The sequence below is a fragment of the Streptomyces sp. NPDC059373 genome, from assembly GCF_042751495.1.
GTDB lineage: Bacteria > Actinomycetota > Actinomycetes > Streptomycetales > Streptomycetaceae > Actinacidiphila.
Genome location: NZ_JBHYXC010000033.1, coordinates 6871 through 32776, shown reverse-complemented (window position 1 = coordinate 32776; position 25906 = coordinate 6871). Strand labels below are relative to the sequence as shown.

The window sequence follows — 25906 nt, the reverse complement described above, 5'->3', positions numbered from 1 at the left end:
GGCCGCGCTCGCAGCCTGCGGGTCGTCAAACGGCAGCTCGGGCTCGTCGGACAGTTCCGCGTCCAGCGGCAGCGGGAAGCAGGTCGGTGTTTCCTTGATCCTCAAGACACTCACCAACCCGTACTTCGTGAGCATGCAGAAGGACGCCGAGACCGCGGCCGCGAAGGACAACGTGAAGCTCACGGTGGCGGCGGGCACCAAGGACGGCGACACCCAGACCCAGATCACCGCGATCGACAACGCGATCTCGCGCGGCGACAAGGGCATCCTGATCACCACCAACGGCGACGCGGTGAACGCCGCACTGAAGCAGGCCAAGCAGGCCGGGCTGTTCGTGATCGCCCTGGACACCGCGACCAACCCGGCGAACGTCGCGGACATCACCTACGCCACCGACAACACCGCCGCCGGCAAGCTCGACGGCCAGTACGCGGCGGCGGCGCTCGGCGGCAAGCCGGCGGTCATCGCCATGCTCGACCTGTTCAACAACCAGGTCGTCTCGGTCGACATCAACCGTGACCACGGCTTCCTGCAGGGGATGGGCATCGACCCGGGCAGCACCACCGAGAACGGCAAGGAAGCCAAGACGGGCAAGTACTCCGGCGGCACCTACACGATCGCCTGCCACCAGCCCACCCAGGGCGCCATCGATGGCGGGCGCACGGCCATGGAGAACTGCCTGTCGGCCAACCCGAACATCAACGTGGTCTACGCGATCAACGAACCGGCCGGCCAGGGCGCCTACAACGCACTGAAGGCAGCGGGCAAGCAGAGCCAGGCCAAGATCTACGCGATCGACGGCAGCTGCTCCGGCCTGAAGCTCGTGACCAGCGGTGTGTTCGCCGCCGACGCCGTGCAGTACCCCGGCAAGATGGCCGCCCTGGGCGTCAGCTCGATCGCGAAGCTGGCCCGCGGCGGCTCCAAGCCGAGCGTGACCAACGGCAAGACGTTCTACGACACCGGCACCGGTCTGGTCGCCACCAAGACCCAGACCGGCCTGACCATCCAGTCGCCGACCGACGCCGCGTCCGCCTGCTGGGGCAGCTGAACCCCGCTGACGTAGCGCTCTGGACCAGGTGCGCCGCCGGGCGGGAGAGTCTGCCCGTCGGCGCACCGGTGCCACGTCGTGCGCTGCAGGCGCGCACGCCATGAACCAGCACACCTCGGGCCGACAGGTCAGCAACTGGTCAGCAACCGGAAGGACCCCTGTGACCACCCACGTGGACAACGAAGCCACACCGGCATCGGCGGCGGAGCTCCTCAACCGACCCGCCACCGTCAACCAGCGCATCCATACGGTGCTGCACCGCCAGCCGGCGCTCAGCCCGGCGATCGTCCTGGTGCTCGCCGCGGTGGTGTTCGGGCTGCTCAACAGCCGCTTCTACCACTTGGAGAATCTCTCCCTCATCGCCCAGCAGGTCGCCGTCGTCGGTTCGCTCGCGGTCGGCCAGACGCTGGTCATCCTCACCGCCGGCATCGATCTGTCCATCGGCGCGGTCCTGGTGCTCTCCTCACTGGTGATGTCGAAACTCGTCTTCGACCACCACGTGCCCGGCCTCCTGGCGCTGCTGATCGGGGCCCTCATCGCTGTCGCGGCCCAGGCCGTGAACGGACTTCTGGTGACGCGGATCAAACTGCCGCCGTTCATCGTCACGCTCGGCACCCTGAGCATTTTCACGGCGGCCACGCTGGTCTACGCCAAGGGCCAGACGGTGGCTCTGGCACCGGGGTCCTTCCTGCTGTGGAGCGCGAACACGGTCTCCATCGGCTCGCTGCACCTGACCACGGGTGTCCTGCTGATGATCGCGCTGTTCGCGGTGATCGGTTTCGCGCTGCGTTACACCGCGTGGGGCCGGCACCTCTACGCCGTGGGCGACGATGTCGAGGCCGCGCGTCTGGCCGGCATCTCGGTCAGCCGGGTGTTGCTCAGCGCCTACATGGTGGCCGGCCTCGCCATCGCGGTGGCCGCCTGGATCCTGGTGGGCCGCGTCGGCGGCGGCGACCCCAACAGCGGCCTGAATGCCAACCTGCAGTCCATCACCGCTGTCGTCATCGGCGGCACCAGCCTGTTCGGCGGACGCGGTGTGGTTCTCGGCTCGCTGATCGGCGCGTTCATCGTCCAAGTCTTCGTCAATGGCCTGGCCCTGGCCGGATTCGACCCCAACTACCAAGTCCTGGCAGTGGGCATCCTGGTGATCGCCGCTGTCTCCGTCGACCAGTGGATCCGGAGCGTGAAGTCATGACCGCACCCGTGCTCGAGGCCAAGGGACTGGTCAAACTCTTCGGCAGGGTCGTCGGCCTCAGCAACGTCGACCTCACCCTTTACCCCGGCGAGGTCCTCGCCGTCATAGGCGACAACGGCGCCGGCAAGTCCACCCTCATCAAATGCCTCTCCGGAGCCATGATCCCGGACCAGGGCAGCATCCTCGTCGACGGCACCGAGGCCCACTTCAAACGACCGCAGGACGCCCGCGACGCCGGCATCGAAACGGTCTACCAGACCCTCGCGGTGGCCCCGGCCCTGGACATCGCCAGCAACCTTTTCCTCGCCCGGGAGATCCGTCGTAAAGGACCCCTGGGCTCGGTGCTGCGGATGCTCGACACCGGTGAGATGAAACGACAGGCCGCCGACCACATCAAGCGGCTCGGCATCAGCACGCTGCAGAACATCAACCAAGCGGTCGAGACGCTGTCCGGCGGTCAGCGCCAGGCCGTGGCGGTAGCCCGCGCAGGCGCCTTCGGTGGCCGGGTCGTCATCCTCGACGAGCCGACCGCCGCGCTCGGGGTCCGCGAGACCGGGCAGGTGCTCAAACTGGTGCGGGATCTACGCGACCAGGGCCTGGGCGTCATCCTGATCAGCCACAACATGCCCAACGTCTTCGAAGTCGCCGACCGGATCCACATCCAGCGTCTCGGCAGCAGCGTGGGGGTCATCACGCCGAAGTCGCACTCGATGGAAGACGCGGTGGCCATCATGACCGGCGCCAAGAAGCTCGCCCCCGAGCCCGGCTGAACCCGTCCCCGCCGCTGGACGCCACAGCGCGCCGCCCAACGTACGGTCGGCCAACCGTACGGCACCGCCGTCAGGAGCCCGACGATGACCGAATACCGAATCGCCGAGGACCGGCTCGGCGCCGAGCGCACAGTCGTCGTCTCGGCGCCGGACGACTCGACCCGTGTCGTGGTGGCGCTGCGCGGTGCGACATTGCTGAGCTGGCAGGTGAGCCAGGACGGACAACACAGGGAACTGACCGACGGCTACCGCGACGAGGCCGAACTGCTGGTCCAGAACGGAGTACGCAACGGCCTGTTGGCGCCGTTCCCCAATCGAATCGCCGACGGCCGCTACCGATTCGCGGGCCACGACCACGACCTGCTGCCCGGCCGCCGCCGGGACCGTACGATCTACCACGGATTCGCCCGCAGCGTGCCCTTCGAACTCACCGACACCACGACGACGGCAGAGGCCGCTCGTCTGACCTTTCGCACCACGCGGATCAGGCCTGGCAAGCACCCCGGGTACCCATTCGCGATCGACCTCGAGGTCGCCTACCTTGTCGGGGCCAACGAGATCGACATCGAGATCCGGGCGACGAACGCGGGCACCACGCCCGCTCCCTACGCGGCCGGCTGGCATCCCTACTTCCGGCTGTCGGACACCATCGACAACCTGACCCTGCGGATACCGGCGGACGCCCTCATACGCACTGACGACTCGTTGATCCCGCTCGACGAGGAGTGCGGCCGCCTCGCCCTGGACCATTGCCCGTCGATGGACTTCCGGCAGCCACGGCCACTGGGCGGGACCGTCATCGACACCTGCTTCGCCGATCTGAAACCCGGACCCGACGGCCGGGCCGAGACCGTGCTGCGCGACGCCGCGACAGGCAGCGAACTCCGAGTGTGGCAACTCGGCGGATTCATGCACGTGTTCACCGGCGACACACTGGCCCGAGACAGGCGCAGCTCTATCGCGCTCGAGCCCGTCGAGGCGATCACGGACGCGTTCAACCGCAGCGGATTCGCCTCAGCCCTACGCCTCGAGCCCGATCAGCAACGCCAGTTCCGCTTTGGCGTCAGCTACGTATCCACGGATGACCGGGCCAACCGCGTGAGCGACGCGTGGTCTCTGTGACGGCGGGTGACGGGAATCGAACCCGCGCTCTGAGCTCGGAATCATAGGTGCCTTGCTGCCCTCTGCGTACCGCCCTGCCTGATGCGGAAGTGGCGCGACGGGCTCCCTTCCGACCCTGTCTGAGGTTGGGTCAGCGTGGCCGCAGGGCGTCGAGCGCGGTGAGGGCTACGTGGAGTTCGGTGCGCTGGTCGCCGGATTCCAGGTTGCGGCCGAGTAGATGCTCGATGGTCTGCAGGCGGTGGTAGAGGGTCTGGCGGGAGAGCTTGCCCTGGCGGGCGGCGGTTGTCTTGTTGCCTGCGGAGTCGAGGTAATGGCGAAGGGTGGTCACCAGGTCGGTGCCGTGTCTGGCGTCGTGGTCGACCAGTCGGCCGATCTGGCGTTCGACGTAGTCCTGGATTCGTATGTTGTCGCGCAGCGCGTAGAGGAGTTGCGGCAGTCCAATGTCGGACAGTTCGTAGAAGGGTTTGCCGGCCGAGCCGGGCAGGGCTGCTTCGGCCACGCGAGCTGCCTCGCGGAAGGCGCGGGCGGTGTGGGCTATGTCCGTTGTCTCGGATGCGACGGACACGACCGCGTTCGGGTTGAGGTCCATGGCGAGGTGGCCCAGTCGTTCGGCTATGGGAGGCCAGGGCTGGGAGGGGCGGAGGGCGAGCAGGATGCCGATGCGCCCTGGGGCGAGTTCACCGACGAGGGCGGGGCCGACTGCCGATATGAGCTCCTCGGCGAGTCGGTCCTCCCATCGGGTGCCTTCTTGCTCGTTGGTGTCCGTGCCGGTGTCCACCAGGATGGCGAGGAAGCGCTCGGTCTGGGGCGGAAGGCCCAGTGCCGCAGCGCGGGTACGGGCTTCGCCCGGTGAGCGATAGCGCTGTTCGGCGAGGTCGCGAAGGGCGTTGCGGTGAGCTCCGCGCTCCCACGTCACGGGGTGGATGAGGCGGGCGATGGCCAGGGTCATCGCCGTCCGCTCCAGTATGGTCACGTCATCGGGTCCGAAGCTCCGCATGTGGGACGGGTCGGGGAGCATGGCCACGCGGCCCCACTGTTCGCCCTGGTACTCGACGGGGACGAGCAACCAGCCCCCGGGGCCGACCACGGCGGGCTGGTCGGAGGTCGGCGTGGCCCGGGAACGCTGGGCCCAGTCGCAGAGTGCCTCTTCTACGTTGCGATCGGCGGGCGCACAGATCACGGCCTGGTGCACCAGGTTCTCCAGGACGACCGCGTGCCCGCTGATCTCCGCCGCCGTCCGCATCACCTCCTCGGGGCCGGCACCGCGCAGCGTCAGGGCCGTGAAGGCCTCGTGGATGCGCTGGGTTCTGCGGATCGACTCCGTCTGGTTGCCGAGGATGAGGGTGTGGACGACCTGGGTGACCTCCAGGAAGTTGACGTCCCTGGACAGGGTGACCAGCGGCAGGCCGCGGTTCCGGCAGGCGCGGACCAGCGCGTCGGGCGGGCGGTGATAGCGCCGTACGAGTTCGATGACGAGCGCTGCTGCCCCTACCCCGGCGAGTTCGTCGACGTACCGGCGCACCTGGGCGGGTTCCTCGGGCAGCGGCATTCCGGTGGTCAGGACCAGCTCGCCGCCCTTGAGGAAGGATGCGGGGTCGGTCAGCTCCGTGATGTGCACCCAGCGGACCGGGCGGCTCAGCTCGGACTCGCCGGTGACGACCTGCGGCTGCCCGGCGGCCAGTACCGGAAGCGCCAGCACGTCGGCGACGGTGAGCTGCGGCGCGCTGTCCTGGCGCTGCGGCCGGGGTACCGCCTGATGGGCGTCGCTCATCTGGGCGGTACGGGCCTGAGCGGTACGGGCCCGTCGTCCTCGCATTCCTTGCCGCAAGCCCCTGGCCGGTGGCCGTCACCGCTGGCGCCGCGGCCGCCGCCGCGGCTGTCCTGTTCTTCCACCAGATCATCGAGTAGCGCCGGACACGCCAGTACCGCCCGCCGCTCCCGGCAGTGGCGGGTGTGTTCGGCGAAGCCTGCGGTGTCGAGGCCTCGCTCTCCCCGCTGGCCAGTAGGGCTCTTCGTAGATGAGCCTGGGTAAGCCGCTTTTCGGGCAGCCGAACCGTCGCAGATGGGTCACCTTGTTCTCGACAGGTTCTGGGGGGACCGGTGCGGCGGTGAGTGTGGGGCCATGAGCTTGGGCAACGAGTCTGGGTACCAAGTGATCTGATGGTGTGTGACATGCCGCTGATGGCGTACCACCGTTGTCTTCATGGCCGGAGCACACAGTTGGTCGGCAGGAAAAAGGGTTGGGCGGGACGATGTCAGGGCTGATAGCGTCCGGACACCGTGACATCGCGCGAGGAGGTGAGACCCATGAACGCTGTATCCATTGGGTGCTCCCCCTCTTCTTCACGGTCGGGCGATTGACGTAGGTGTCGCCGGGAGCGCCTCGACAAGGCACTCCTGAAAGGCAACAACCTATGCATTTCACCGTGGAGACATCGTCGAACGGTGTCATCGAACGCCACTTCACTCTGGATGAGGTCACCGGCGTGCTCTGGTCGCCCGCATCCGGCTCCGATGGTGCACCTCTGGTCCTGATGGGTCACAGTGGCGGCCTGCACAAGAAAGCACCAGGAATCCTGGCCCGTGCACACCGTTACGTGACCACCTGCGGTTTCACCGTGGCCGCCATCGACGCGCCCGGACACGGCGACCGGCCGCGAAACGCGGAGGACGAGCAGTGGGTCGCCGCTCTCCTGCAGGCTCGGGCGGCAGGAGAGCCGATCGGCCCGATCATCGTCGACTACAACAGCTCACTGGCGGAGCGCGCCGTGCCGGAATGGCAGGCAACCCTGGACGCCCTCCAGGCTCTGCCCGAGATCGGCACCGAAGCGCCGGTCGGCTACGGCGGCATGACGTTGGGCACCGCGATCGGGCTGCTGTTGACGGCGATCGAACCCCGGATCACCGCCGCGGCCTTCGGTGGAGTCTTCGTGTACGAGGCCCTGACCGAGGCGGCCAGACAGATCACCATCCCGATCGAGTTCCTGCTCGCGTGGGACGACGAGGAAATCAACCGCCAATCCGGTCTCGCATTGTTCGACGCCTGCGCCTCGAAGGAAAAGGCGTTGCACGCCTACCCGGGCAGGCATAACCAGGTGCCCGGATTCGAGGTCGACAACTCGGCCCGGTTCTTCCTCCGGCATCTCGGCCGGGTCGGAACGTCAGCGGCCTGACCTGACGGCGGTATCGGCGTCCGGCTTCGGGCCGGTCGCCGATACCGCCGCCACATCTCGACAGAGCGTCCGAGCAGCAGGAACCGGGCCCTTCCGCGCCGCGCCTGTCAGGGACACGGACCGAGAGGGCCCGGTGACACACAAGCTATCGCCACCCGCAGCGTCTCCTCCACGGACACTCACGACCCCCGCACTCCCAGGCAAGGAAGTCACCTGGTCACTGTGAGGCGACCGCTGTGGCCACGGGGCCGCGCCAAGTGCTGCGGGCAGATCCGGGCGCGACCCGTCAGCGACACCGGCGGGCGTTGAGCCGGGCGGCCTGGCGCGTCAGGTGGTCGCGTTCGGCGAGGTTGGGTGCCTTGTGGGCGGCCTCGGCGTACAGCCGTGCCGCCGTCGCCAGGTCGCCGTCGCGCTCGTGGAGGTACGCCGCCACCGCGGCGTGGCGGGGCAGTGAGTCGTCCAGCGCCGCGAGTGCCGTCAGGCCTGCGCGCGGTCCGTCGGCCTCGCCGACGGCCACCGCGCGGTTGAGCCGGACGATGGGGCTGTCGGTCAGGCGCGCGAGCTCGTCGTACCACTCGACGATCTGCACCCAGTCGGTCTCCTCGGCGGTGGGCGCGTCGGCGTGGAGTGCCGCGATAGCGGCCTGGGCCTGGAACTCGCCCAGCCGGTCGCGGGCGAGGGCCGCCTGCAGGATCTCGACGCCCTCGGCGATCGACTCGGTGTCCCACCGGCCGCGGTCCTGCTCGGCGAGCGGCACCAGGCTGCCGTCGGGCGCGGTCCGGGCGGTGCGCCGGGCGTGGTGGAGCAGCATGAGGGCGAGCAGCCCCGCCACCTCGGGGTGGTCGACCTGGGCCGCGAGCTGCCGGGTGAGCCGGATGGCCTCGGCGGCGAGGTCGACGTCGCCGGAGTAGCCCTCGTTGAAGACCAAGTAGAGGACGCGCAGAACGGTGGCGACATCGCCGGGCTGGTCGAACCGCACGCCGGAGACGGTGCGCTTCGCCCGGCTGATGCGCTGCGCCATGGTCGCCTCGGGCACCAGGTAGGCCTGGGCGATCTGGCGGGTGGTCAGCCCGCCGACGGCGCGCAGCGTGAGCGCGACCGCGGACGACGGCGTCAGCGACGGGTGGGCGCACAGGAAGTAGAGCTGGAGCGTGTCGTCCACCGCGGGTGCGGGCCCGGGCGCCGGCTCCTCGTCGTGGCGGTCCTCGCGCCGGCGGCGGGCGGCGTCCGCCCGGGTCGCGTCGAGGAACCGGCGCCAGGCCACGGTGACCAGCCAGCCCCTCGGGTCCCGCGGCGCCTCGGCCGGCCAGACGCGGACCGCCTCGACCAGCGCGTCCTGCACGGCGTCCTCGGCCGCCGCGAAGTCGGCTCCGCGGCGGACGAGGATCCCGAGCACGCTCGGCGTGAGGCTCCGGAGCAGAACCTCGTTCACTTGCGGGGTCACTCCGTGATGGTGGGCGACACGCCGTAGAACGGGCGCAGCTCGAGCCACTCGTGGATCGGTTTCCCGCCTGCCCCGGGGGCGGCCGACAGCTCCCCGGCCAGCTCGACGGCGCGGTCGTAGCTGTCGACGTCGATCACCATCCAGCCGGCGATGAGGTCCTTGGTCTCGGCGAACGGGCCGTCGGTGACCGGCGGGCGCCCCTCGCCGTCGTATCGGACGAACGTCCCCTCGGGGGCGAGTGCCTGACTGTCGACGTACTCGCCGGTCCCCTCGAGCCGGGCCGCGAAGTCGTTCATGTACTGCACGTGGGCCGAGATCTCCTCCGGCGTCCACTGGGCCATGGGCACGTCGTTGACCGAAGCGGGGGCGCCGCGGTAGTGCTTGAGCAGCAAGTACTTGGCCATCGTGTTTCTCCTCGGTGCTGGTGCGACCCATTGTGGTCGCGTTCACCTCGGGGACGGAGCCAGCCACGGGTTCTCGACATCGCCGTCCGATTTTTTTGGTCCTGACGCGTCGTGGTGCGCTCGGACCGATGAGTCATCCTTGACGGCTGCGGCCATTGGATCCAGTAGGAGCGCCCCGCCGAGATCAACCGGCTCTTGACCGACTGGCTCGCCTCCCTGCCCGCCTGAAGCCTCTGGAAGCCGGTCGCCGTCTATGGATGATGAGACCGGTTCGGCTGGTGAGCCGCCAAGGCAGTCGCCCCAGGCTCGAGCCCAGCGGCCCGAAGAAGCACAGCGCCAGGATCTCTGCAACATCCCGCCGGCTCAGGTCACGGCCGTGCGGTGCCAAGTTCTCGCAGCTGATGGCAGGCGGTACGACATCTGACCGACCTGCCGCTCACCTGCCCAACGAGGTGGGAGGGCGACGTCGGGCTAGGGGCGTGCAAGGCCGTCGATCATCAGGGCGAGGGTGAAGTCGAACCGGTCGTGGCCCTCGCCGGCGGTGAGCTCGGCGGCGTGGCGGGTGGTGTGGGGGAAGGTCTCGGCAGGCAGGGCGGTGAACCGGCGTAGCAGTGCGTCGCGGTCGAGGACCCAAGCAGCGTCATCATGTGCTGAGCGTTGGCGCACGATCGATGCCTCAAGGCAGTAGGCGGCCACGTACAGCAAGAGGGCGTCGATGGCCCAGGCGGCGGCCTGCGGGGCGACGCCGCCGGCGAGCAGGATCGCCAGCATTCCTTCGGTGACGCGCACGGTCTCGAGGTCGGTGGGGGCCAAGGCGAGCGCGGCGCGGGAGATTCCGGGGTATTTCAGGTACTGGTCGCGTATCTGGGTGCACACGCCGCGGATCTGCTCCCGCCAGGCCGCGGGGGCGGGCTCGGGTAGTACGAGCTCGGCGCACAGCCGCCCGATGAGCAGCTCGTCGAGGTCGGCCTTGTTGACCACGTGGGCGTACAGCGAGGCGGGTCCGGTGTCGAGCGCGCCGGCCAGCCGGCGCATGGTCAGTGCCTCGTAGCCCTCTGTGGCGATGACGCCCAGCGCGGTGTCGATGACCTGCTCCACGGTGATCGGGGCCTTGCGGCGCCTCGGCCTGGGGGCGGCTTCGGCCTCGGGGTTCGGCGGCTGGTGGCGCGCCGCGCGTCGCTCTCTCGGGTTCACCCAACCACTATAACTTGACACGAACGTCGTTCGTATATAGAACACTGTTCGTGAATATGGATGCGAACCAGGATGTGGACGTGACCGTGGTCGGAGCCGGGCCGGTGGGCCTCGTGCTCGCCGCGGAGCTGGCGCTCTCCGGGGCGACTGTGCAGGTACTCGAGCGACGGGCCGAGCCGGACGAGGCGATGAAGGCGGGGTCGATCAACGTGCCGACGGCCGAGGCACTCGACCGCCGCGGCCTGCTGCCTGCCGCCGAAAAGGTGCAGCGAGAGACGCTCGAGCGGGTGGGGTCGTTCGCTCGCATGGCCGACGACCAGCAGCCCGGTGGCGGCCGGCGAGCGCACGAGTCGCGGTTCACCGGGCATTTCGCGGGAATGATCCTCGACGCCGACCTCGTGGACTGGTCCGATGCCGACCTCGCCGCGCACGCCACGGCCGCCGGAGCGAGGATGGTGCCGCAGCGTGAGCTGGAGGAGCTGCTGGCCGACCATGTCGCGCGACTCGGCATACCGGTGCGTCGCGGGGTGGAGGTCACCGCGCTCGAAGACACCGGCGACGGCGTGCTCGTCGGCACTACTGCCGGCACGGTGCGCACCGGGTGGCTGGTCGGGTGCGACGGCGGGCGCAGCGCCGTACGCCGCCTCGCGGGCATCGACTTCCCCGGCACCGACCCCGAACTCACCGGACACCTGGCGGTCGTCGACATCGCCGACCCGGAGAAGCTCGCGAACGGATGGGCGTGGTCGACCCGGGGGGCGTACCGCTACGGGCCACAGCCCGGGCGGGTGGTCACCGTGGAGTTCGACGGCGCTCCCGCCGACCTCCCCCACGCTCGGCTTCGCTCGCGCGGGGGGACCCCCATGGCGCCGGTGACCCTTGAGGAGTTGCAGACCAGCCTGCGCCGGGTCTCGGGCACCGACGTCACGCTGACCGCGCTGCGCGGGGCCGCGACCCGCTGGACCGACAACGCCCGCCAGGCCGCGACCTACTGGTCGGGGCGGGTGCTTCTGGCCGGCGACGCCGCGCACGTGCACTCGCCGTTCGGCGGTCAGGGACTCAATCTCGGGTGCGGCGACGCGATGAACCTCGGTTGGAAGCTCGGTGCCGTGGTCGCCGGGTGGGCACCCGAAGGGCTGCTCGACACCTACGACGCCGAGCGTCGTCCCCTTGGCGCCTGGGTGCTGGACTGGACGCGGGCCCAGATCGGGGTGATGCGCGGGGACGCCAAGTCGGCCGCGCTCCGGGAGGTCGTCGGCGATTTGCTGAGCACTCGGGCGGGCACGACCTACGCGGTCAAGAAGATCTCCGGCGTCACGCAGCGCATCGACCTGCCCGGCGACCATCCACTGGTCGGGCGGTTCGTCCCCGACCTGCGGCTGAGGGACGGCTCCCGTCTGGTCGACCACGGTCACGGCGGCGGGTTCCTGCTGCTCGACCGCACTCCGGACGGCGCGTTCGCCCGCCTCGCCGCGGCCTGGGCCGGGCGAGTGAGCAGCGTGACCGACGACCACGCGACGCCGACCGGGGTGTTGGTACGCCCGGACGGGGTGGTCGCCTGGGCCTCCGACACCACCGACATCGCCGCCGTCACCGGCCTCGAAGCCGCCCTGCACCGATGGACCGGCGCGCCGTCGTCCTCACCCGAGCACGAGCCGGCGGGCTGAACCCCTGTCCGCGTCGACCTCACCCGATGTACTGCGGGATGACGTCGATGATCCTCTTCGACGGCGACACGCTGACCCACCGGCGTTGGGTGCTGGCCCGCCGCAGCCTGGCCCAGGCCGGACGAGATCGCCCACTACCTGGCCTACGCACCCAACGGCACCACCGTCCAGGGCCTGGTCCGCATCGCCGGATCGCGGTGGGCGATCGAGGAGTGTTTCCAGGCCGCGAAGAACGAATGCGGCCTGGACCAGTACGAAGTTCGCCGCTACGTCGGCTGGTACCGGCACATCACCCTGGCCGTGCTCGCGCACACCTTCCTCGGCGCGATGGCCGCCGTGACCCCGCCCTCGCGCCCCTCACCCTGGCAGAAATCCGGAGACTCCTGGGCGCTCTCCATCCCAGCTCGGCGCGCCACCGGCATTCCGACCGCGCACTGATCTGGTCCCGCTGCGGACGACGCCGCCAAACCATCGCCAAACGCTGCCACTACGCCGCCGCACCGCCGGTCACGAACTGCCACCACATGACGAACCGTCAGCCCGCTGCACTCAAAAAGCTGCCCCTGACCAGCGGGAATAGCGAACTACCGCTGGAGTACTAACCGGCTTCTGGTGCGTCGTAGGAGAGGTTGTACCCGGTGAAGTCGGTGACCGGGACGTATCCGATGCGCTGGTAGAGGGCGTTGCTGGTGGGGTTGGCCAGGTTCGTGAACAGGACGACGTCCGTTGCGCCTGCGGCCAGTGCGGCCCTGCTCACCTCGACCGTCGCAGCACCCGCGTATCCGCGACCCCGGAAGTGGGCTGGGGTGTAGACGGGGTCCACCCGGACCTGGCCGGCGACCATCGGGTTCACGCCCGCCATGGAGACGGGCGTGCCGTCCGGGGTCTCCCAGAAGGTATAGCGTTTCTCGGCGAAGCGTGTGCTGGCCCAGGAAGCGGCGTCAATGGAGACGACTTCCCCGACGTCCGCGGCGAACTCACGGCACCAGCACATGAGTTGTTCATGGTCCCGCTCGCCCACGAGTCGGCCCCGGCCCGCTGGGACCGGCTCCGGCGGGGTGAGCGTGCCGAGTCGGTAGAGACGGCCCCGCCAGTCGCGTACCGGCGCTGCGCCCATGTGCCGCTGCCATGCCTCGGCGAAAGCGGTGGCAGTGTCGTGGTCCGCGGTGACGCCGGAGAAGGGGTGGCCGAGGCTGGCCAGGTGGGCGGCCAGGGTGGCGGCCTGCTCGGGGGAGAGGGTGGTGAGGGTCAGGCGGCCGCGCGGAGTGCGGTAAAAGATGGCGCAGACCTCGCCCCCTGACTCCAGTCGGCCGAAGAGGGTGGCTTCGGCGCCGTATGCGTCCGCACCGCGTGTTCGCAGTTTCTCGAGCACCGTCAGCGGCGTGTTGTGCATAACGGGGCGCGAGCGCCGGAAGGCTCCGGCTCGGGAGAGAAAGTCTTCGACGTCTTCGGTGAGGTGCCAGTCATCCGGGCGCATGCTTCATGATCCCTGCTGTACTCGACTTGGGGGAGCACTTGCCCTGAGATGAGCCGGCGCCACCGATCACGATCAGGTTCGTTCGCCAAAACGAATGATGGGTTCACTACTTCGATAGTTCGGTATAGTGAACGCATGGTTTATTCAATCGAGACTCTTGGGGTAGGCACACAGTGCAGCACCTACCTCGATGACACCTACCTGGAGCAGGTCGATACGCGGGTGATCGCGGTCGGCGACAGGGACGGGAGGCCATGGGCGGCCGTCGAGTACTGCCTGTTTCATCCGCAGGGCGGGGGCCAGCCCGCCGACCGAGGGTGGCTGGAGGACACGGAGATCATCCCGGTCCGGGACCGCGAGTCGGGACTGGTCGTGGCGATGGCGCCCGAGGGCGGCGGCCTTCTGCCCCTCGCCGAGGGGCAGAAGGTGCGAGCCCGGATCGACCTTCAGACCCGGACAGCTCACGCCGCGCTGCACACGGCCGGACACCTCGTCGAAGCGGTCGGGCGGATGCAGGGGTGGGAGATGGTCGGCAGCAACCATTTCCCCGGTCAGGCGCGCATCGAGTTCCAGGCGCACCGGACGGACGCGCGGCTGGCCGACCCGGAAGGGCGGGAGGAGGTGACCGCCGCGCTGCGCGCCGCGGCGGCAGCCGCGCTCGCCGACGATCTGCCGGTCTTCGCACGGTGCCTCATAGGCGGGCGGCGCGTGGTGCACCTGGACGCGCTGCACGCTGCGCCGTGCGGGGGCACGCACGTACGCAGCCTCGGCAACCTGGCCGAAGTGGTGCTGCCGACCTTGAAGGTCAAGAAGGGCCGCATCCGCGTGTCCTACACCGCAACGCACCGGAGCCGCTGATGACGCCGCCGCCGTCCGGCCGCCAGCCGGTGAGCAGTACCGCAGCCGCGGTCGGCGCGAAGATCCGCCTGCGCCGCCAGCAGCGCGGCATGAGCGCCGCGGAGATGGCCCGGCGCGCCGGGCTGAGCAAGGCCACGCTGTCGCAGCTGGAGGCCGGCAACGGCAATCCGACGATCGACACCCTGGATGCGATCGCCATCGCCCTGCGCATCCCGATCGCCGACCTGCTGGCGCGTGACGCCGACACCGGGCCGGTCTTCCGGCCGGGCACGGACATCGAGCCCGGCGAGGTCTCCCGGGAACTGCTGCGCCGCATCAGCAGCGGCAACAGCCTGGAGATCTGGCGGCTGCGCATTCCGCCCGAGACGGAGCTGCCCGGCGTCCCTCACGCCACCGGCACGATCGAGCACCTGCTCATCGCCACCGGGCACGTCACCGCCGGCCCCGTCGATGCCCCGCAGGATCTGGGCGCCGGCGACATGCTCGCCTTCGCCGGGGACGCCCCGCACTTCTACCGCACCGGCGCCGAGGAAGTGGACATCACCGTCGTCTTCGCCTCCCCCATCAGCACCTGAGACCAAGGAAGACCCCTCATGAGCACCACCATTGCCATCACCCCCTCCAGTCGTGCCTTCATCAGCGACAACATGGCCGGGGCATCGCCGCAGATAGCCCAGGCCGTCGCCGAAGCGGCCGCCGGGCAGGTCCTGCCGTACGGCAACGACCCCTTCACCGACAGCGCCCGCCGCAGGCTCAGCGAGATCTTCGAGCGGGACGTCGATGTCTTCCCGGTCTCCACCGGGTCCGCCGCCAACGGCCTGAGCCTGGCCGCCCTCACCCCGCCGTGGGGCAGCGTGCTCTCCCACCCCGACAGCCACATCAACCATGACGAATGCGGCGCGCCGGAGTTCTTCACAGGCGGCGCCAAGCTCGTCGGTGTCCCAGGCCCCGACAGCAGGATCGACCCCGAAGCGCTGCAGGCGGCGGCGCGCTGCCGGGCCGGTGACGTGCACAGCGTGCAGCCGTCCGCGGTGAGCATCAGCCAGGCCACCGAGAGCGGCAGCGTCTACACCCTGGAGGAGATCCGCCGCCTGTCCGCCATCGCCAAGGACGCAGGACTGCGCGTCCACATGGACGGCGCGCGCTTCGCCAACGCCCTGGACCATCTCGGCGCCACCCCTGCCGAAATGACCTGGAAGGCCGGCATCGACGTCCTGTCCTTCGGCGCCACCAAGAACGGCGCGATGACCGCCGACGCCATCGTCTCCTTCGACCCCGCACTCGCCACCGAGCTCGCCTTCCGCACCAAGCGCGCCGGCCAGCTCGCCTCCAAGATGCGCTTCCATGCGGCCCAGATCGACGCGTACCTCACCGACGGCCTGTGGCTGCACAACGCCCGCCAGGCCAACGCGATGGCCACCCGGCTAGGCGACGGCCTCAAGGCCATCCCCGGCACCGGCCTTCTGGCCACGCCGCAGGCCAACATCGTCTTCTGCCGCCTGCCCCAGCAGGTCACCGAAGGACTCCTCGCCGAGGGCTACGCCTTCTACCACGACCGCTGGGAACCGGGGATCGTCCGGTTCGTCACCGCTTTCTCCCACAGCGCCGACGACATCGACCAGCTCCTCGACGCGGTCCGCCGCCACACCCGCTGACCGACAACCGGGAGAAACCAGGCGTGTCAGGTCTTGCGGGTCGGTCCTGCTCGCCACCATGGCGAACTTGGACAATCTGCAACCCGTTCGCCGGCGGCTGGTCCTGCGACCGTTGCCGCTCCAGCTTCTGCCCCCCGATCGACACCCGCGCATCGACCCGAGCCGCACGCACCTGCTCAGCTCACGATCCGCTCACCGCTGCCGGGTGCCGAACAGGCATCAGCCTGAAGCACGGCCGACAGCCTGCCCTAAACGAACCCGCGCACTGATGCGGCCGGAACTTCGCGCCTATGCCGCCTGACAGCGCATCGTCGAAGACCAGGGCCAGGAGCCGACGGCGGACGAGCTCCCTGGTGCTGTCCGAGCGGGGCAACAGCGGGGCCGCGTACACCCGTGGCGAAGCTGCAGCGACTCCTGGACGACCTCCCGCGCCGCCGGGCAGCGCTCGCCGTTGACTGGGTGGACAGCAGCGCTTGAGCTGCGGCGCCCGGGAACCAGTGAACTACGGCGCACCCTGGTAGCACCCTGCTACCGTGTGGGTATGGCGAAGACCCAGACGAACCTGCGGCTGGCCGAGGAAGCCCTCAACGCCGCCAGGGAAGCAGCCCGCACCCGCGGCCTCAACCTCAACGAGTACGTCGAGCGCCTCATCGTCGAGGACACCTCCGGTGCCCGCGGCCGCGGCATGGCCGCAGCACAGCAGATCATCGACAACTTCGGACCCTTCCTGGACGACCTGGAGCAGGAACTCGACCAGCGCACCCCGCGCCCTGCCGGCGGGAGCGCCGCCGCCTGATGGAGCTGCACGTCGACCTGTCGTGGATCCTCGAGGTCGCTCACCGCGCCGGGCAGAGCGACCCCGCACCTGAGGACCTCGGCGTCCCGGTCGCGGCCGTCGCCCGCCACCAGGCCGAACTGCTCGACACCCCGGTCTACGGCGGCCCCTACGCACGCGCCGCCGCCCTGACCCACACCCTGGGCCGCTGCCGCTGGCTGGAACGCTCTAACCTCACCGTCGCCTGCGCGGCCGCCACCATGTACCTTGCCGCCAGCGGCACCACAGTTCACCCCGACAAACAGCACCTGCGTACCCTCGCCGAGGAACTGTACGACCCCCGCAGCACCGCCGCCCGCATCGTCGAACTGCTGCGCACCTGGCCGACCTGAGAAGCTGTTGTCCGAACTTGAGGGCTGCGTTTTCGCTGGTCGGGCGCAGGGTCGGAAATCTCGTGGGAGTAGTGGCCTGTCGTGCTGTCACTCCCCGGGAGGTCGTGGATGCCGTCGGTGGTCGGGCCGTTGGAACAGCGTGAGCTGGGCTGACCATCAACGTTGTCTCCCGCCCTCCCGGACACCTCGGCTTCATCGTGCTGCCCCGCCGCTGGATCGTGGAACGGTCCCTGTCGTGGATCATGCGAGCCCGCCGCAACGCTGGATCGCGCGTAGATTGGGAGTGCAGGCAGTCGGCGCTCACAGGCCACGGAGAGCGCGTGATGACAGCGGACAATGATTTCACGGCGTTCTTCGACGCCACACCAAGCCCGTACCTAATGATCGACACGGACCTGGTGATCTGTTACGTCAACACGGCATACCTGCAGACCACCGGCCGGACCAGAGACCAGCTGGTCGGGGAGTACTTCTTCGACGCCCTGCCGGAAAATCCCGGCACCCCCGACGACACACAACAGAACCTGAAGGCGTCACTGCGCCGGGTCCTGGACACCGGGAAACCGGACACCTTGGTGCTGCAGCGGTACGACATCCCCGCCCTCGACCAGTCAGGCGGGTTCGAGGAGCGATGGTGGTCCGAGATCCACACCCCGATTCCCGGGCCTGACGGCAAGGTGAAGTGGATCGTTCAACGGGCCGAGGATGTCACCGCCTTCGTCCACTCAGGCCGGGCACGCCAGCTCGCCGAGGAGTTCACCGAGCGGGAGAAGGGCATGGCAGCCGAGCTGTACGCGCGGGCCCGTGAGCTGCACCGGCTGAACCAGGAACTGCGTGAGGCCCACGCCCGTGAACGGCAGGTCGCCATCACCCTGCAGGAAGCGATGCTCTCCGTCCCCGACCTGGACCGGCACAACGACAACATCGCCGTGCGCTACCTGCCGGCGACCACATCACTGAACGTGTGCGGCGACTGGTACGACGTCGTCGACCTGCCACCCGACCGCTTCGCTGCGGCGGTCGGAGACGTTGTCGGCCACGGCCTGCACGCCGCGGCCGTCATGGGGATGCTCCGCAGTGCCCTGAGCGCAGTCATCCGCGCCACTCCCAGTCCCGCCCAGGCCCTGGAAGTCCTCGGTCTGTACGCCCGCTCCCTGGACGGCGCGACGGCCGCAACCGCGGTCAAGGTACTCATCGACACCCGCAGCAGATTGATCATCTACAGCAGCGCCGGACACCCACCGCCCGTCCTGCTCCACTGCGACGGGACCTGCGAACTGCTGGACCAGGCGACCGATCCGCCGCTCGGCGCCCGCCCCCACCATGTCCCCCGCCCTCAGGCCGGCCTCACATACACCCCGGGGGACACCCTCGTGCTGTATACCGACGGCCTCATCGAGCGCCGCGACGAGGACATCGACGCCGGCCTGGCACGCCTGACCACAGCCCTTGCCCAGAACAGCACCCTCGCCCCCGAGCAACTGGCCGACGCACTGCTGGCCCGCCTCGACGTTGTTGGGGGCGCCGCTGACGACATCGCCCTCATCGTCATCCGCCTCTAACCCTGCGCGGCCTCTCGGCAGCTCACGGCACGCGGCGGATACGTTTAGTTACCTTCCAGCGGGCCCGAGTTCAAGATCGCTAACGATATTCGCTGGAGCGCCAGCCGTCTCCCGGCCGGCCGGGGTGGTGAGGCGCCGCTGTCCGAGGGGGCTGTCATGCTCTTCGGCATGCTGATTCCCAGAGCGGTCGATGTGGTCGTCGATGGATCTCGTGCGCTGGTCATCAAGCGCTTCCTTCGGCACGGGTCGGCCGATGCTTGCGTCATGTGCGAGGTCGGTGGCTCAGCGGGCCCGACATGCCTCGGACATCACTACGCGGTCCTGCCCGGTGGTCATGTGGAGGAGGGTGAGACCGCCGAAGCGGCGGCTCTGCGTGAGCTCAATGAGGAGACCGCTCTGGTAGCGCGGATTGATCGGCTGCTGTGGACCGGTCAGCACAATGGTCGGCCAGCGTCGTACTTTCTCATGACCGACGTCACCGGCACCCCGGTCCTGTCCGGACCGGAGGCCCACGAGCACGGCCCGGACAACAGCTTTGAGCTCATGTGGGCAGCGGCTGATGAGTTCGATCCTCTGAGAGCGTGGTGGTGAACCGTGCTGTAGCTCGATGAGCTGCGGTTTTATGGCCTGGCGGGTGTGGTGGGGGCCGGGGCAGGGCAGTCAGCGGACGGTCGGTTTTGTCTGTCCGGGAGGTGTGTTGGTGCCGTCGGTGATCGCTTTGCTGGAGTGCCGTGAGGCACGGGCGCGGGAAGAGCTCGAGTCCTGGCTGGAGGCGGTGCGGGAGGCCGAGGAGCACGCTGTCGCGGCCCGGCAGCGTGTGGACCACGCGCGCATCGCCCGTGAAGAGGTGCTGCGTGCGCTGGCCGAGGAAGGCGAAGGCGCCACCCGGCGCGCGGAGAAGGGACTGGGAACGGCATCCGCGCAGAGTAGGGAGGATGACGTGCCGTCAGGATCGGTAGCGGGACCGGTCGGGACGGTGACGGCGGTGCCGGTGACCGTGCAGCAGGCGGTGCCCGCCGGGACGGGTGGGGGTACTGACCGTGATCCGCGGCCGCCGGCCTGGCGGGCCGGTCTGGGCGAGGAGGTGCTGTCGGGGGTCTACCGGCAGGTCTTCGCAGTGGCCGCGGCAGCGTTGGGGCCGGTGACCGTGCAGGAGCTGACGCGGGCGCTGGGCCGGGACGCGGCACGGATGAACGAGGTGGAGAAGGTGCGGCACCGGGCGTATGCGCTGGAGGCGCGGGGCTGGCTGCTGCGCGAGCGCGGCGGGGTGTTCAGGGCTGTGGCGGGTCCAGCCGGTGGGCTCGCCGCTCCGGCCAGTGCAGCCGCTGCCGCGCCATCCGCCGGGTCAGCGTGAGCAGGCCGGCCCACCACACCATCTGCTGGTGGTGATCGGGGCGGCGCTCGTGGTCGCGGTTGAGCCTGCGGGCCCGTGACAGCCACCCCAGGGTGCGCTCCACAATCCACCGGCGCGCGAGCACCACGAACCCCCTCTGCCCGTCGCTTCGCCGCACGACCTCGACCTTCACGCCGTGCCGGGCGAACGCCTGCGCCAGGGCCTGGCCCTGGTAGGCGCTGTCGGCCCAGACCAGCTTCAATAGCCGGCCCGGCGGCCATGAACCGCTCCGGCAGGTCCGGGGCGGCCACCGAGTCGTGCACGTTGACCGCGGTGACGGTGACTTCCAGCAGCAGGCCCAGCGTGTCGGTCAGAATGTGGCGCTTCCTGCCGTCGCGCGATTTTGCGCCGTCATAGCCGCGGCTGTCGCCGGTGACGGTGTCCGCGCCGTCCACTGACTGCGCGTCGATGATCCCGGCACTCGGCTCGGCGGGCCGTCCCCGCTGCTGTCGCTCGATGCGCCGCAGCCGTTGGTACAGCTCGCGCACGTAGCCGTGCCGGCACCACCGTCGGAAGAAGTCGTATACCGCCCGCCACCAGGGAAAATCGGCGGGGATAGCGCGCCACTTCGCCCCGTTGTCGACGACGTAGCGGACCGCGTCGATCATTTCTCGGTGGCAGAACGCTTCCGGGCGCCCACCGCGGCCCTCCAGCCAGGCCGGGACCGGCATCGACGCACGGATCTGGGTCCACTGCGCGTCGGTCATGTCGGTGGGATAGCGCTCAGCACGCCGCCCCGCAGCGATCGCCCCGTACAGGTGCACGTAGCAGTCACACGGAAGAGTGGCCGGAATGGACCACGCGGCATCGGAAGTGGTCAACTGAGTGCGCAGCGGGTCTCCTTGAACGAGCCGGGTCTCGACAACCACGTCTCTACCGAGGGACCCGCTCTTTCATGCCCACCCCGTCACCAGCACCTGCATGCGAGGCATCACCCACACCGAGATAGCCGAACGCCACTCGCTTCACCACCACGCTCTCAGGCGCGTACTTCGACGTCCCCAACGGGAACTCCCATCCTTCGGATCTTCACGATCCAATGATCAGGGTGTCCACGATCAAGGGGTAACGCCCAAGGCCGGGTAGTTAGCGTTTTCGCAGGTCACGCAAGCCAGTTGAAGGATTTCCGACGCAGGACAACGGAGCTCGTTGGTACAGGCAGTCGACCAAGACAGCTTGTCCCGAAGGAGCTCCGTTGCCCCGTCATTGTGTCCTGCCGTCTGCTCTGACGGCCATCACCCGCACGGTTACCGTGGCCGCGGGCCGGTTTGCTCCCGGGCATCTGGGGGAGCTGACGGTGGTCGTGCCGTTCGAGCTCGTGGACGCGGTGCTGGAGAAGACGAGAGCAGTACAGCGACGGCTGCGTGATCTGCCGTCGCGGGTCGGTGTCTACTTCCTGCTGGCGATGTGCCTGTTCCCTGAGGTCGGCTATCGCCTCGTCTGGGACAAGCTGACTGCGGGTCTGTCCGGGATGCCCGTGGTCTGTCCGTCGGCGAAGGCATTGCGTGACCTGCGCCGACGGATCGGCAGCGCACCGGTGCGGGCATTGTTCGAGGTGCTGACGGGGTTGCTGGCCCGGCCGACGACGCCGGGGGTGCGTTTCGGTGCGTACCGGACGGTGTCGTTCGACGGCTGCAGTTCGCTGAGGGTTCCCGATTCCGAGCGGAACCGTGCCTGGCTGGGCAGGACTTCGCATCATGGCTATCCGACGCTGGAGTTGATGACGCTGATCGAGACCAGCACCCGGGCCCCGGTCGGCGCGGTGTTCGGCCCCACCGCCGAGGGCGAGACAGGCTACGCCAGCCGGCTGCTGCATCTGCTGGGGCCGGACATGCTGGTGCTGTGGGACAAGGGATTCGACAGCAACGCCTTCCTCGCGGCGGTCACCGACACCGGCGCCCAAGTCCTGGGCCGACTCCGCAGCAACCGGCGCACGCCGGTCCTCACCCGCCTCGTCGACGGCTCCTACCTGCCGGTGATCGGCGCCGTGAAAGTGCGGGTCATCGACGCACAGATCGCCGTGACCTGCGCGGACGGCACGTCCTTCACCGGGTCCTACCGACTGGTCACGACCCTGATCGACGCCCGCCGTTACCCCGCCGCCGCGCTGGTGGGTCTCTATCACCAGCGGTGGGAGCACGAATCGGCGTACTACGCACTCCGCCACACGATCATGAACGGGCGCAACCTGCGCTCGGGCGACCCGGCAGGCATCGAGCAGGAGATGTGGTCCCTGCTCACGCTCTACCAGGCCCTGCGCACCGTGATGGTCGACGCCGCCGAGTCCGTCCCCGGCACCGACCCGGACCGCTGCTGTTTCAGCATCGCGTTCCACACCGCCCGGGACCAGGTGATCCAGGCCACGGGCATCGTCAGCGCGGACACCGATCGGAACACTCTTCTCGGGACGATCGGCCGCCGGATCCTGGCTGGCCTGCTCCCTCCCCGGCGGCAACGGGTCAGTACCCGCAAGGTCAAGTCACCGATGTCCCGCTACAGCGTTCGCCACGCCGACGCCGGCCCGATACCAGCCGCACCGTTACCCGCCTCGACGTCACCGTCCTCGAACCCGTGGATCAGTCACCCGCGCTGCCCACAGCCTCCCGGGACGACCGGCACGCTACCCCTGCCGCGCGGCGCCGACACCGCATCCTGGCACTCCTCCAGGAAGACCCCACGCGCCTCTGGCAACCCCGTGAAATCGCTGCCCACTTCGGCGACGTCACCCTGGAGACCATGTACAGACAACTGAATCGGTGGGCCGCCAGCGGCCTCATCCACAAGCTCGGCCCCGGCCTCTACGCCGCAACACCATGGTCTCCAGCCCCACTTGCGTGACCTGCGAAAACGCTAACTACCCGGCCTTGTGGTAACGCCCCGGCACGCGTTGACCGAATTCCGCACGCAGCCGGGACCTTGCGTCCGCACACGTCTCCTCAGGCTTCCAGTTGTGCGCGAATCAAGGTGTCGAGTCGCTGCCATGCCGGGGACGAGGCATTGACCGTGCTCTGGACGAGGGCCGGGATCTCGGAGTCCGCGTCCGGCCCGGGCAGGTCGTCGAGGCCGTAGCGTTGCCGGGTCGCCTCGGCGATCCTGTGGGCGAGGTCGTCGATGCGGGGATCGTTGGCGTCGAGGTCGTGCGCGTGGTCGTAGTCGAGGAAGAGCTGCCGGAGCGCCGGGTCGGCCAGGGCCTCGGCCTGGTCGTGGAACAGCGTGATTGCAAGGTCCGGGTGGGTGGCGAACACGAGGATCCACAGGTCACGTTGCAAGTCCAGCCATCGAGGCGTGAATCCCCAGCGGGCCAGGTGCTCCAGATGGGCGCTGACATCGCTGGGTAGCGGTGCCAGACGCCCGGCGGCGAGCTGGCGCAGGCGCCTCTGCGTCGCCCGCAGGCCACGGATGCGGGCGATGAGTTCGTCGTCGATCTCGCGCAGCGCCTGCTGGAACTCGTCGTCGGTCGCTGATCTCAGGTCCCGGATGCGGGCCAGGGGGACGCCGGCTTCGGCGAGGGTCCGGATCTTGATCAGGTCGATGGCCTCACGTGCGACGTACCGCCGGTAGCCGGACGCGTCGCGGTCGGGCTCGGGGAGCAGTCCCTTGTCGTGATAGACACGGATGGTCTTGGTCGACACTCCGACATACCCGGCCGGCTGCCCGATGGCGATCACCCGGCCATCGTCCCACTTGACCTTTCCCCTGGGGCAGGGGTGCAGCATGGCGTCATGGCGAACAGGAATTTCGATCGGGTGACCCTTCGCGAGCTGGCCGACGAGGGCAACGAGACCGCCTTGGACCGGCTGGCCGGCGCAGACGGCGACCTCGGGGAGCTGAGCGAGCTATTGGACGAGGGATCCATGCGCGCCGGATTCCTACTCACGCGACGCGCCGTTGCGGCCGGCGACCTGCGCGAGCTGCAACGGATCTCGGACGCTGGGTACGACGAGGCAGGGGACGAGCTGGAGCGGCTGCTGAAGGCACCGGCCGACGGACAGCGGGACTGAAGATCAGGCTGCGGCCGGTGCTTCTCGCCGCACCTGACCACCAAGCGCTGCCCGCGGGTGGTGGACTGGGCCGAGGCCAACAACATCGACGCCGTCACCCGATCAGTGGCCATGCTGAAACGGCTCAATGGTTGCGGATACGGGCACGGCGGGCGACTTCTGCTGCGTAGCACCTGAGCTGGGCTCTCTCCCCAGCCGACGGCGGTTTACACCCGGATGGACGCTCACGGATCGCCTACGCCTCCCCGTTCCGTAGATCCTGGTATTCCAGCAAATTGGGTGACATTACGGCCTCGCCGCGACTTCCGGTGCACGCACCGGGCGGACGCTTGCCGTGCCCAACCCAGCAGGCGCCGCATGCGCCTGCCGAGACAGGAGATCATCTATGCGTGTATCCCGCTTCGCGGCAGCACTCGGTGTCGCGGTCGCCGTTGTCCTGGGCGGTGCCGCAAGTGCCGGCGCCGTCACACCGGACGTGGCCCGCGCTCAGGGCACTCACGCTACGTACAAGGACCACGGCCACCGCGGCCACCACGGACGTCACCACCACCGCGGATACGGGCATCGTCACCACCACTACGGTAACCGTCACTACCGCTGACACTGAGCCGGCGTGACGGCCGGCCCACAGCCCCATCGAGCAGAGCCTGGGGGCGCTCCTCCGCAGACGCGGGAGAGCGCCCCCAGGCACACCGTGCGGGACCAAAGGCCAACGCCGACCGATACACCTGATGTCCTCCGTCTGCGGTCGGGTGTGGTCCGTCCGACTCGCCTTCGCCAGGCGGTAGTTCACATCGCTTCGCGCAGGTCGTTTCGCTGAGAAAACGTCACCGGCCGGCCCGTTCTTCCTAGGTTTCGCGGACATGCCGGCTAACGCGCCACGCGGTAGCGGAGGTAGACGACTCCCGAGCTGAAGGTGCGGGTCTCGACGAGTTCGAGATCCACCCGGCGCTCGCGCTGGGGAAAGAACGGAAGGCCACCGCCAACCAGCACCGGGTAGACCCTGGCCCGGTACTCGTCGATCAGACCCAACGCGGCCGCCTCGGCGGCGAGAGTCGCGCCGCCGATCGCGATGTCACCCTCCCCCGGCTCGTCTCGCAACCGCTCGATCTCCCCCGCCAGGCCGCCGGAGGCCAGGCGGGCATTGCCCTGCACCGCCGACAGCGTGGTGGAGAACACCACCTTTGGGAGCGGCTTCCAGATCGCGGCCCACTCGAGCATTGAGTCGTCGAGCGATGGATCCTGGTCGGCGGTCTCCCAGTACAGCATCGTCTCGTACAGCCGTCGTCCCAGCAGGTGGACGCCGACCTCTCGCATCTCGTCGGTGACGAAGCGAAAGACCTCCTCGTCGGGCGCCGTCCAGTCGAAATCGCCGTCCGGCCCGACGATGTAGCCGTCAAGTGAGACGCCCATCGAATAGGTCACGCTGCGCATCAGAAGTCCTCCTCGCTAACGGGTTCGACAGTACGACTGCCGGACGCCGCAGGACTCATCGCGGTTCGCGGGATCCCCTGGGCCGAGTCACCTCACGAGATCATTTCGTTGAGAAAACCTCAGTGCCCTCGTCGGCGAGAAGGCCGTCGAGCGAGTAAAGGAACACGCACGCAATCAGCTGGGCGGTGAAGGCCATGACTGGGTGAGAACCCGGGCCCTGAGAAGTTCGAAGGACGCCCGGCCGCGGGCCGGCGGCATTGAGCACATCGCCGACGACCGGCACGCCGGGGGGGGGGGGGGCGGGGGGCCCCCCCCCCCCCCCGCACGGGGGGGGTGGGGGGA

Annotated in this window: 25 protein-coding genes and 3 pseudogenes; 19 read left to right on the top strand and 9 right to left on the bottom strand. The window is 69.1% G+C overall.

Features of this window, described 5'->3' with window-relative positions:
• Nucleotides 1–94: 94 nt before the first annotated feature.
• From ACFXJ5_RS31565 to ACFXJ5_RS31550, 4 genes are all read left to right on the top strand, one after another.
• A complete protein-coding gene (locus ACFXJ5_RS31565) occupies nucleotides 95–1048 on the top strand; it encodes a substrate-binding domain-containing protein (protein WP_384638625.1) in 954 nt (317 codons plus the stop codon).
• A 160-nt stretch (nucleotides 1049–1208) separates the two neighbouring features.
• Nucleotides 1209–2243 (top strand): ABC transporter permease, encoded by a 1035-nt coding sequence (locus tag ACFXJ5_RS31560; protein ID WP_384638622.1) that lies wholly within the window; start codon nucleotides 1209–1211, stop codon nucleotides 2241–2243.
• A complete protein-coding gene (locus ACFXJ5_RS31555; protein WP_384638619.1) occupies nucleotides 2240–3013 on the top strand; it encodes an ATP-binding cassette domain-containing protein in 774 nt (257 codons plus the stop codon). Before ACFXJ5_RS31560 ends, ACFXJ5_RS31555 begins: the two co-directional genes overlap by 4 nt.
• Nucleotides 3014–3097: 84 nt before the next feature.
• Entirely contained in the window at nucleotides 3098–4135 is a 1038-nt protein-coding gene (locus ACFXJ5_RS31550; RefSeq protein ID WP_384638616.1) for an aldose 1-epimerase, read from the top strand.
• A 130-nt stretch (nucleotides 4136–4265) separates the two neighbouring features.
• On the opposite strand, the gene ACFXJ5_RS31545 is transcribed toward ACFXJ5_RS31550, so the two are convergent.
• A complete protein-coding gene (locus ACFXJ5_RS31545; RefSeq protein WP_384638614.1) occupies nucleotides 4266–5906 on the bottom strand; it encodes a PucR family transcriptional regulator in 1641 nt (546 codons plus the stop codon).
• Between the two features lie 643 nt (nucleotides 5907–6549).
• Here ACFXJ5_RS31545 and ACFXJ5_RS31540 point away from each other — a divergent pair.
• Complete coding sequence (locus ACFXJ5_RS31540; protein ID WP_384638611.1) at nucleotides 6550–7308, top strand: alpha/beta hydrolase; 759 nt, start codon at nucleotides 6550–6552, stop codon at nucleotides 7306–7308.
• 286 nt (nucleotides 7309–7594) lie between these two features.
• Here the strand turns inward: ACFXJ5_RS31540 and ACFXJ5_RS31535 are convergent, their stop codons facing one another.
• Nucleotides 7595–8740, bottom strand: a complete 1146-nt coding sequence (locus ACFXJ5_RS31535; protein WP_384638714.1) for an RNA polymerase sigma factor — start codon at nucleotides 8738–8740, stop codon at nucleotides 7595–7597.
• Between the two features lie 8 nt (nucleotides 8741–8748).
• Nucleotides 8749–9156: a YciI family protein gene (locus tag ACFXJ5_RS31530; protein ID WP_384638608.1), complete on the bottom strand. Its 408-nt coding sequence runs from the start codon at nucleotides 9154–9156 to the stop codon at nucleotides 8749–8751.
• A 135-nt stretch (nucleotides 9157–9291) separates the two neighbouring features.
• Here ACFXJ5_RS31530 and ACFXJ5_RS31525 point away from each other — a divergent pair.
• A pseudogene (locus tag ACFXJ5_RS31525) lies at nucleotides 9292–9384 on the top strand (alpha/beta fold hydrolase); the annotation flags it as partial.
• Nucleotides 9385–9627: 243 nt separating this feature from the next.
• On the opposite strand, the gene ACFXJ5_RS31520 reads toward ACFXJ5_RS31525, so the two are convergent.
• Entirely contained in the window at nucleotides 9628–10350 is a 723-nt protein-coding gene (locus ACFXJ5_RS31520) for a TetR/AcrR family transcriptional regulator (RefSeq protein WP_384638605.1), read from the bottom strand.
• A 56-nt stretch (nucleotides 10351–10406) separates the two neighbouring features.
• Here ACFXJ5_RS31520 and ACFXJ5_RS31515 point away from each other — a divergent pair, with 56 nt between their 5' ends.
• Nucleotides 10407–12017: an FAD-dependent monooxygenase gene (locus tag ACFXJ5_RS31515; protein WP_384638602.1), complete on the top strand. Its 1611-nt coding sequence runs from the start codon at nucleotides 10407–10409 to the stop codon at nucleotides 12015–12017.
• An 86-nt stretch (nucleotides 12018–12103) separates the two neighbouring features.
• Nucleotides 12104–12455: pseudogene (locus tag ACFXJ5_RS31510) on the top strand (IS701 family transposase); the annotation flags it as partial.
• A 160-nt stretch (nucleotides 12456–12615) separates the two neighbouring features.
• On the opposite strand, the gene ACFXJ5_RS31505 reads toward ACFXJ5_RS31510, so the two are convergent.
• Nucleotides 12616–13494 (bottom strand): GNAT family N-acetyltransferase, encoded by an 879-nt coding sequence (locus tag ACFXJ5_RS31505; protein ID WP_384638599.1) that lies wholly within the window; start codon nucleotides 13492–13494, stop codon nucleotides 12616–12618.
• Nucleotides 13495–13629: 135 nt separating this feature from the next.
• Between ACFXJ5_RS31505 and ACFXJ5_RS31500 the strand changes: the two genes are divergently transcribed.
• From ACFXJ5_RS31500 to ACFXJ5_RS31465, 8 genes are all read left to right on the top strand, one after another.
• Nucleotides 13630–14352, top strand: a complete 723-nt coding sequence (locus ACFXJ5_RS31500) for a metal-dependent hydrolase (protein WP_384638597.1) — start codon at nucleotides 13630–13632, stop codon at nucleotides 14350–14352.
• On the top strand, nucleotides 14352–14927 hold the full coding sequence (locus tag ACFXJ5_RS31495) for a helix-turn-helix domain-containing protein (RefSeq protein WP_384638594.1): 576 nt from the start codon (nucleotides 14352–14354) through the stop codon (nucleotides 14925–14927). The genes ACFXJ5_RS31500 and ACFXJ5_RS31495 overlap by 1 nt, the downstream gene beginning before the upstream one ends.
• 18 nt (nucleotides 14928–14945) lie before the next feature.
• Nucleotides 14946–16007 (top strand): threonine aldolase family protein, encoded by a 1062-nt coding sequence (locus ACFXJ5_RS31490; protein WP_384638592.1) that lies wholly within the window; start codon nucleotides 14946–14948, stop codon nucleotides 16005–16007.
• A gap of 541 nt (nucleotides 16008–16548) precedes the next feature.
• The gene (locus ACFXJ5_RS31485) at nucleotides 16549–16803 is read left to right on the top strand and encodes a hypothetical protein (protein ID WP_384638589.1); all 255 of its coding nucleotides are present in this window, start codon (nucleotides 16549–16551) and stop codon (nucleotides 16801–16803) included.
• A complete protein-coding gene (locus ACFXJ5_RS31480; protein WP_384638586.1) occupies nucleotides 16803–17174 on the top strand; it encodes a fic family toxin-antitoxin system, toxin component in 372 nt (123 codons plus the stop codon). Before ACFXJ5_RS31485 ends, ACFXJ5_RS31480 begins: the two co-directional genes overlap by 1 nt.
• 323 nt (nucleotides 17175–17497) lie before the next feature.
• A complete protein-coding gene (locus ACFXJ5_RS31475) occupies nucleotides 17498–18736 on the top strand; it encodes a SpoIIE family protein phosphatase (protein ID WP_384638583.1) in 1239 nt (412 codons plus the stop codon).
• Between the two features lie 156 nt (nucleotides 18737–18892).
• Complete coding sequence (locus ACFXJ5_RS31470; protein ID WP_384638580.1) at nucleotides 18893–19327, top strand: NUDIX domain-containing protein; 435 nt, start codon at nucleotides 18893–18895, stop codon at nucleotides 19325–19327.
• A 109-nt stretch (nucleotides 19328–19436) separates the two neighbouring features.
• Entirely contained in the window at nucleotides 19437–20090 is a 654-nt protein-coding gene (locus ACFXJ5_RS31465; protein WP_384638577.1) for a hypothetical protein, read from the top strand.
• On the opposite strand, the gene ACFXJ5_RS31460 is transcribed toward ACFXJ5_RS31465, so the two are convergent.
• Together ACFXJ5_RS31460 and ACFXJ5_RS31455 are read right to left on the bottom strand one after the other, a co-directional pair.
• The gene (locus tag ACFXJ5_RS31460) at nucleotides 20008–20331 is read right to left on the bottom strand and encodes a transposase (RefSeq protein ID WP_384638574.1); all 324 of its coding nucleotides are present in this window, start codon (nucleotides 20329–20331) and stop codon (nucleotides 20008–20010) included. The genes ACFXJ5_RS31465 and ACFXJ5_RS31460 overlap by 83 nt on opposite strands.
• 76 nt (nucleotides 20332–20407) lie before the next feature.
• Nucleotides 20408–20800: pseudogene (locus ACFXJ5_RS31455) on the bottom strand (transposase); the annotation flags it as partial.
• Nucleotides 20801–21432: 632 nt separating this feature from the next.
• On the opposite strand from ACFXJ5_RS31455, the gene ACFXJ5_RS31450 reads away from it, so the two are divergent.
• Nucleotides 21433–22881 carry an IS4 family transposase gene (locus ACFXJ5_RS31450; RefSeq protein ID WP_459253995.1) on the top strand — a complete coding sequence of 483 codons (1449 nt, stop codon included), beginning with the start codon at nucleotides 21433–21435 and terminating at the stop codon, nucleotides 22879–22881.
• Between the two features lie 184 nt (nucleotides 22882–23065).
• Here ACFXJ5_RS31450 and ACFXJ5_RS31445 read toward each other — a convergent pair whose 3' ends face one another.
• A complete protein-coding gene (locus tag ACFXJ5_RS31445; protein ID WP_384638571.1) occupies nucleotides 23066–23797 on the bottom strand; it encodes a MerR family transcriptional regulator in 732 nt (243 codons plus the stop codon).
• Nucleotides 23798–23851: 54 nt separating this feature from the next.
• Here ACFXJ5_RS31445 and ACFXJ5_RS31440 point away from each other — a divergent pair, with 54 nt between their 5' ends.
• Nucleotides 23852–24130 (top strand): hypothetical protein, encoded by a 279-nt coding sequence (locus tag ACFXJ5_RS31440; RefSeq protein WP_384638569.1) that lies wholly within the window; start codon nucleotides 23852–23854, stop codon nucleotides 24128–24130.
• Nucleotides 24131–24515: 385 nt separating this feature from the next.
• Complete coding sequence (locus ACFXJ5_RS31435) at nucleotides 24516–24731, top strand: hypothetical protein (protein ID WP_384638566.1); 216 nt, start codon at nucleotides 24516–24518, stop codon at nucleotides 24729–24731.
• A 269-nt stretch (nucleotides 24732–25000) separates the two neighbouring features.
• Here ACFXJ5_RS31435 and ACFXJ5_RS31430 read toward each other — a convergent pair whose 3' ends face one another.
• Nucleotides 25001–25564, bottom strand: a complete 564-nt coding sequence (locus ACFXJ5_RS31430; protein WP_384638563.1) for a dihydrofolate reductase family protein — start codon at nucleotides 25562–25564, stop codon at nucleotides 25001–25003.
• Nucleotides 25565–25906 lie beyond the last annotated feature (342 nt).

Excerpts from the sequence above, each read along its gene's own strand:
- ACFXJ5_RS31555 (WP_384638619.1), top strand. The coding sequence starts at position 2,240 with ATGACCGCACCCGTGCTCGAGGCCAAGGGACTGGTCAAACTCTTCGGC.
- ACFXJ5_RS31550 (WP_384638616.1), top strand. The coding sequence starts at position 3,098 with ATGACCGAATACCGAATCGCCGAGGACCGGCTCGGCGCCGAGCGCACA.
- ACFXJ5_RS31545 (WP_384638614.1), bottom strand. The coding sequence starts at position 5,906 with ATGAGCGACGCCCATCAGGCGGTACCCCGGCCGCAGCGCCAGGACAGC.
- ACFXJ5_RS31540 (WP_384638611.1), top strand. The coding sequence starts at position 6,550 with ATGCATTTCACCGTGGAGACATCGTCGAACGGTGTCATCGAACGCCAC.
- ACFXJ5_RS31530 (WP_384638608.1), bottom strand. The coding sequence starts at position 9,156 with ATGGCCAAGTACTTGCTGCTCAAGCACTACCGCGGCGCCCCCGCTTCG.
- ACFXJ5_RS31515 (WP_384638602.1), top strand. The coding sequence starts at position 10,407 with ATGGATGCGAACCAGGATGTGGACGTGACCGTGGTCGGAGCCGGGCCG.
- ACFXJ5_RS31505 (WP_384638599.1), bottom strand. The coding sequence starts at position 13,494 with ATGCGCCCGGATGACTGGCACCTCACCGAAGACGTCGAAGACTTTCTC.
- ACFXJ5_RS31500 (WP_384638597.1), top strand. The coding sequence starts at position 13,630 with ATGGTTTATTCAATCGAGACTCTTGGGGTAGGCACACAGTGCAGCACC.
- ACFXJ5_RS31495 (WP_384638594.1), top strand. The coding sequence starts at position 14,352 with ATGACGCCGCCGCCGTCCGGCCGCCAGCCGGTGAGCAGTACCGCAGCC.
- ACFXJ5_RS31490 (WP_384638592.1), top strand. The coding sequence starts at position 14,946 with ATGAGCACCACCATTGCCATCACCCCCTCCAGTCGTGCCTTCATCAGC.
- ACFXJ5_RS31485 (WP_384638589.1), top strand. The coding sequence starts at position 16,549 with ATGGCGAAGACCCAGACGAACCTGCGGCTGGCCGAGGAAGCCCTCAAC.
- ACFXJ5_RS31480 (WP_384638586.1), top strand. The coding sequence starts at position 16,803 with ATGGAGCTGCACGTCGACCTGTCGTGGATCCTCGAGGTCGCTCACCGC.
- ACFXJ5_RS31475 (WP_384638583.1), top strand. The coding sequence starts at position 17,498 with ATGACAGCGGACAATGATTTCACGGCGTTCTTCGACGCCACACCAAGC.
- ACFXJ5_RS31470 (WP_384638580.1), top strand. The coding sequence starts at position 18,893 with ATGCTCTTCGGCATGCTGATTCCCAGAGCGGTCGATGTGGTCGTCGAT.
- ACFXJ5_RS31440 (WP_384638569.1), top strand. The coding sequence starts at position 23,852 with ATGGCGAACAGGAATTTCGATCGGGTGACCCTTCGCGAGCTGGCCGAC.
- ACFXJ5_RS31435 (WP_384638566.1), top strand. The coding sequence starts at position 24,516 with ATGCGTGTATCCCGCTTCGCGGCAGCACTCGGTGTCGCGGTCGCCGTT.
- ACFXJ5_RS31430 (WP_384638563.1), bottom strand. The coding sequence starts at position 25,564 with ATGCGCAGCGTGACCTATTCGATGGGCGTCTCACTTGACGGCTACATC.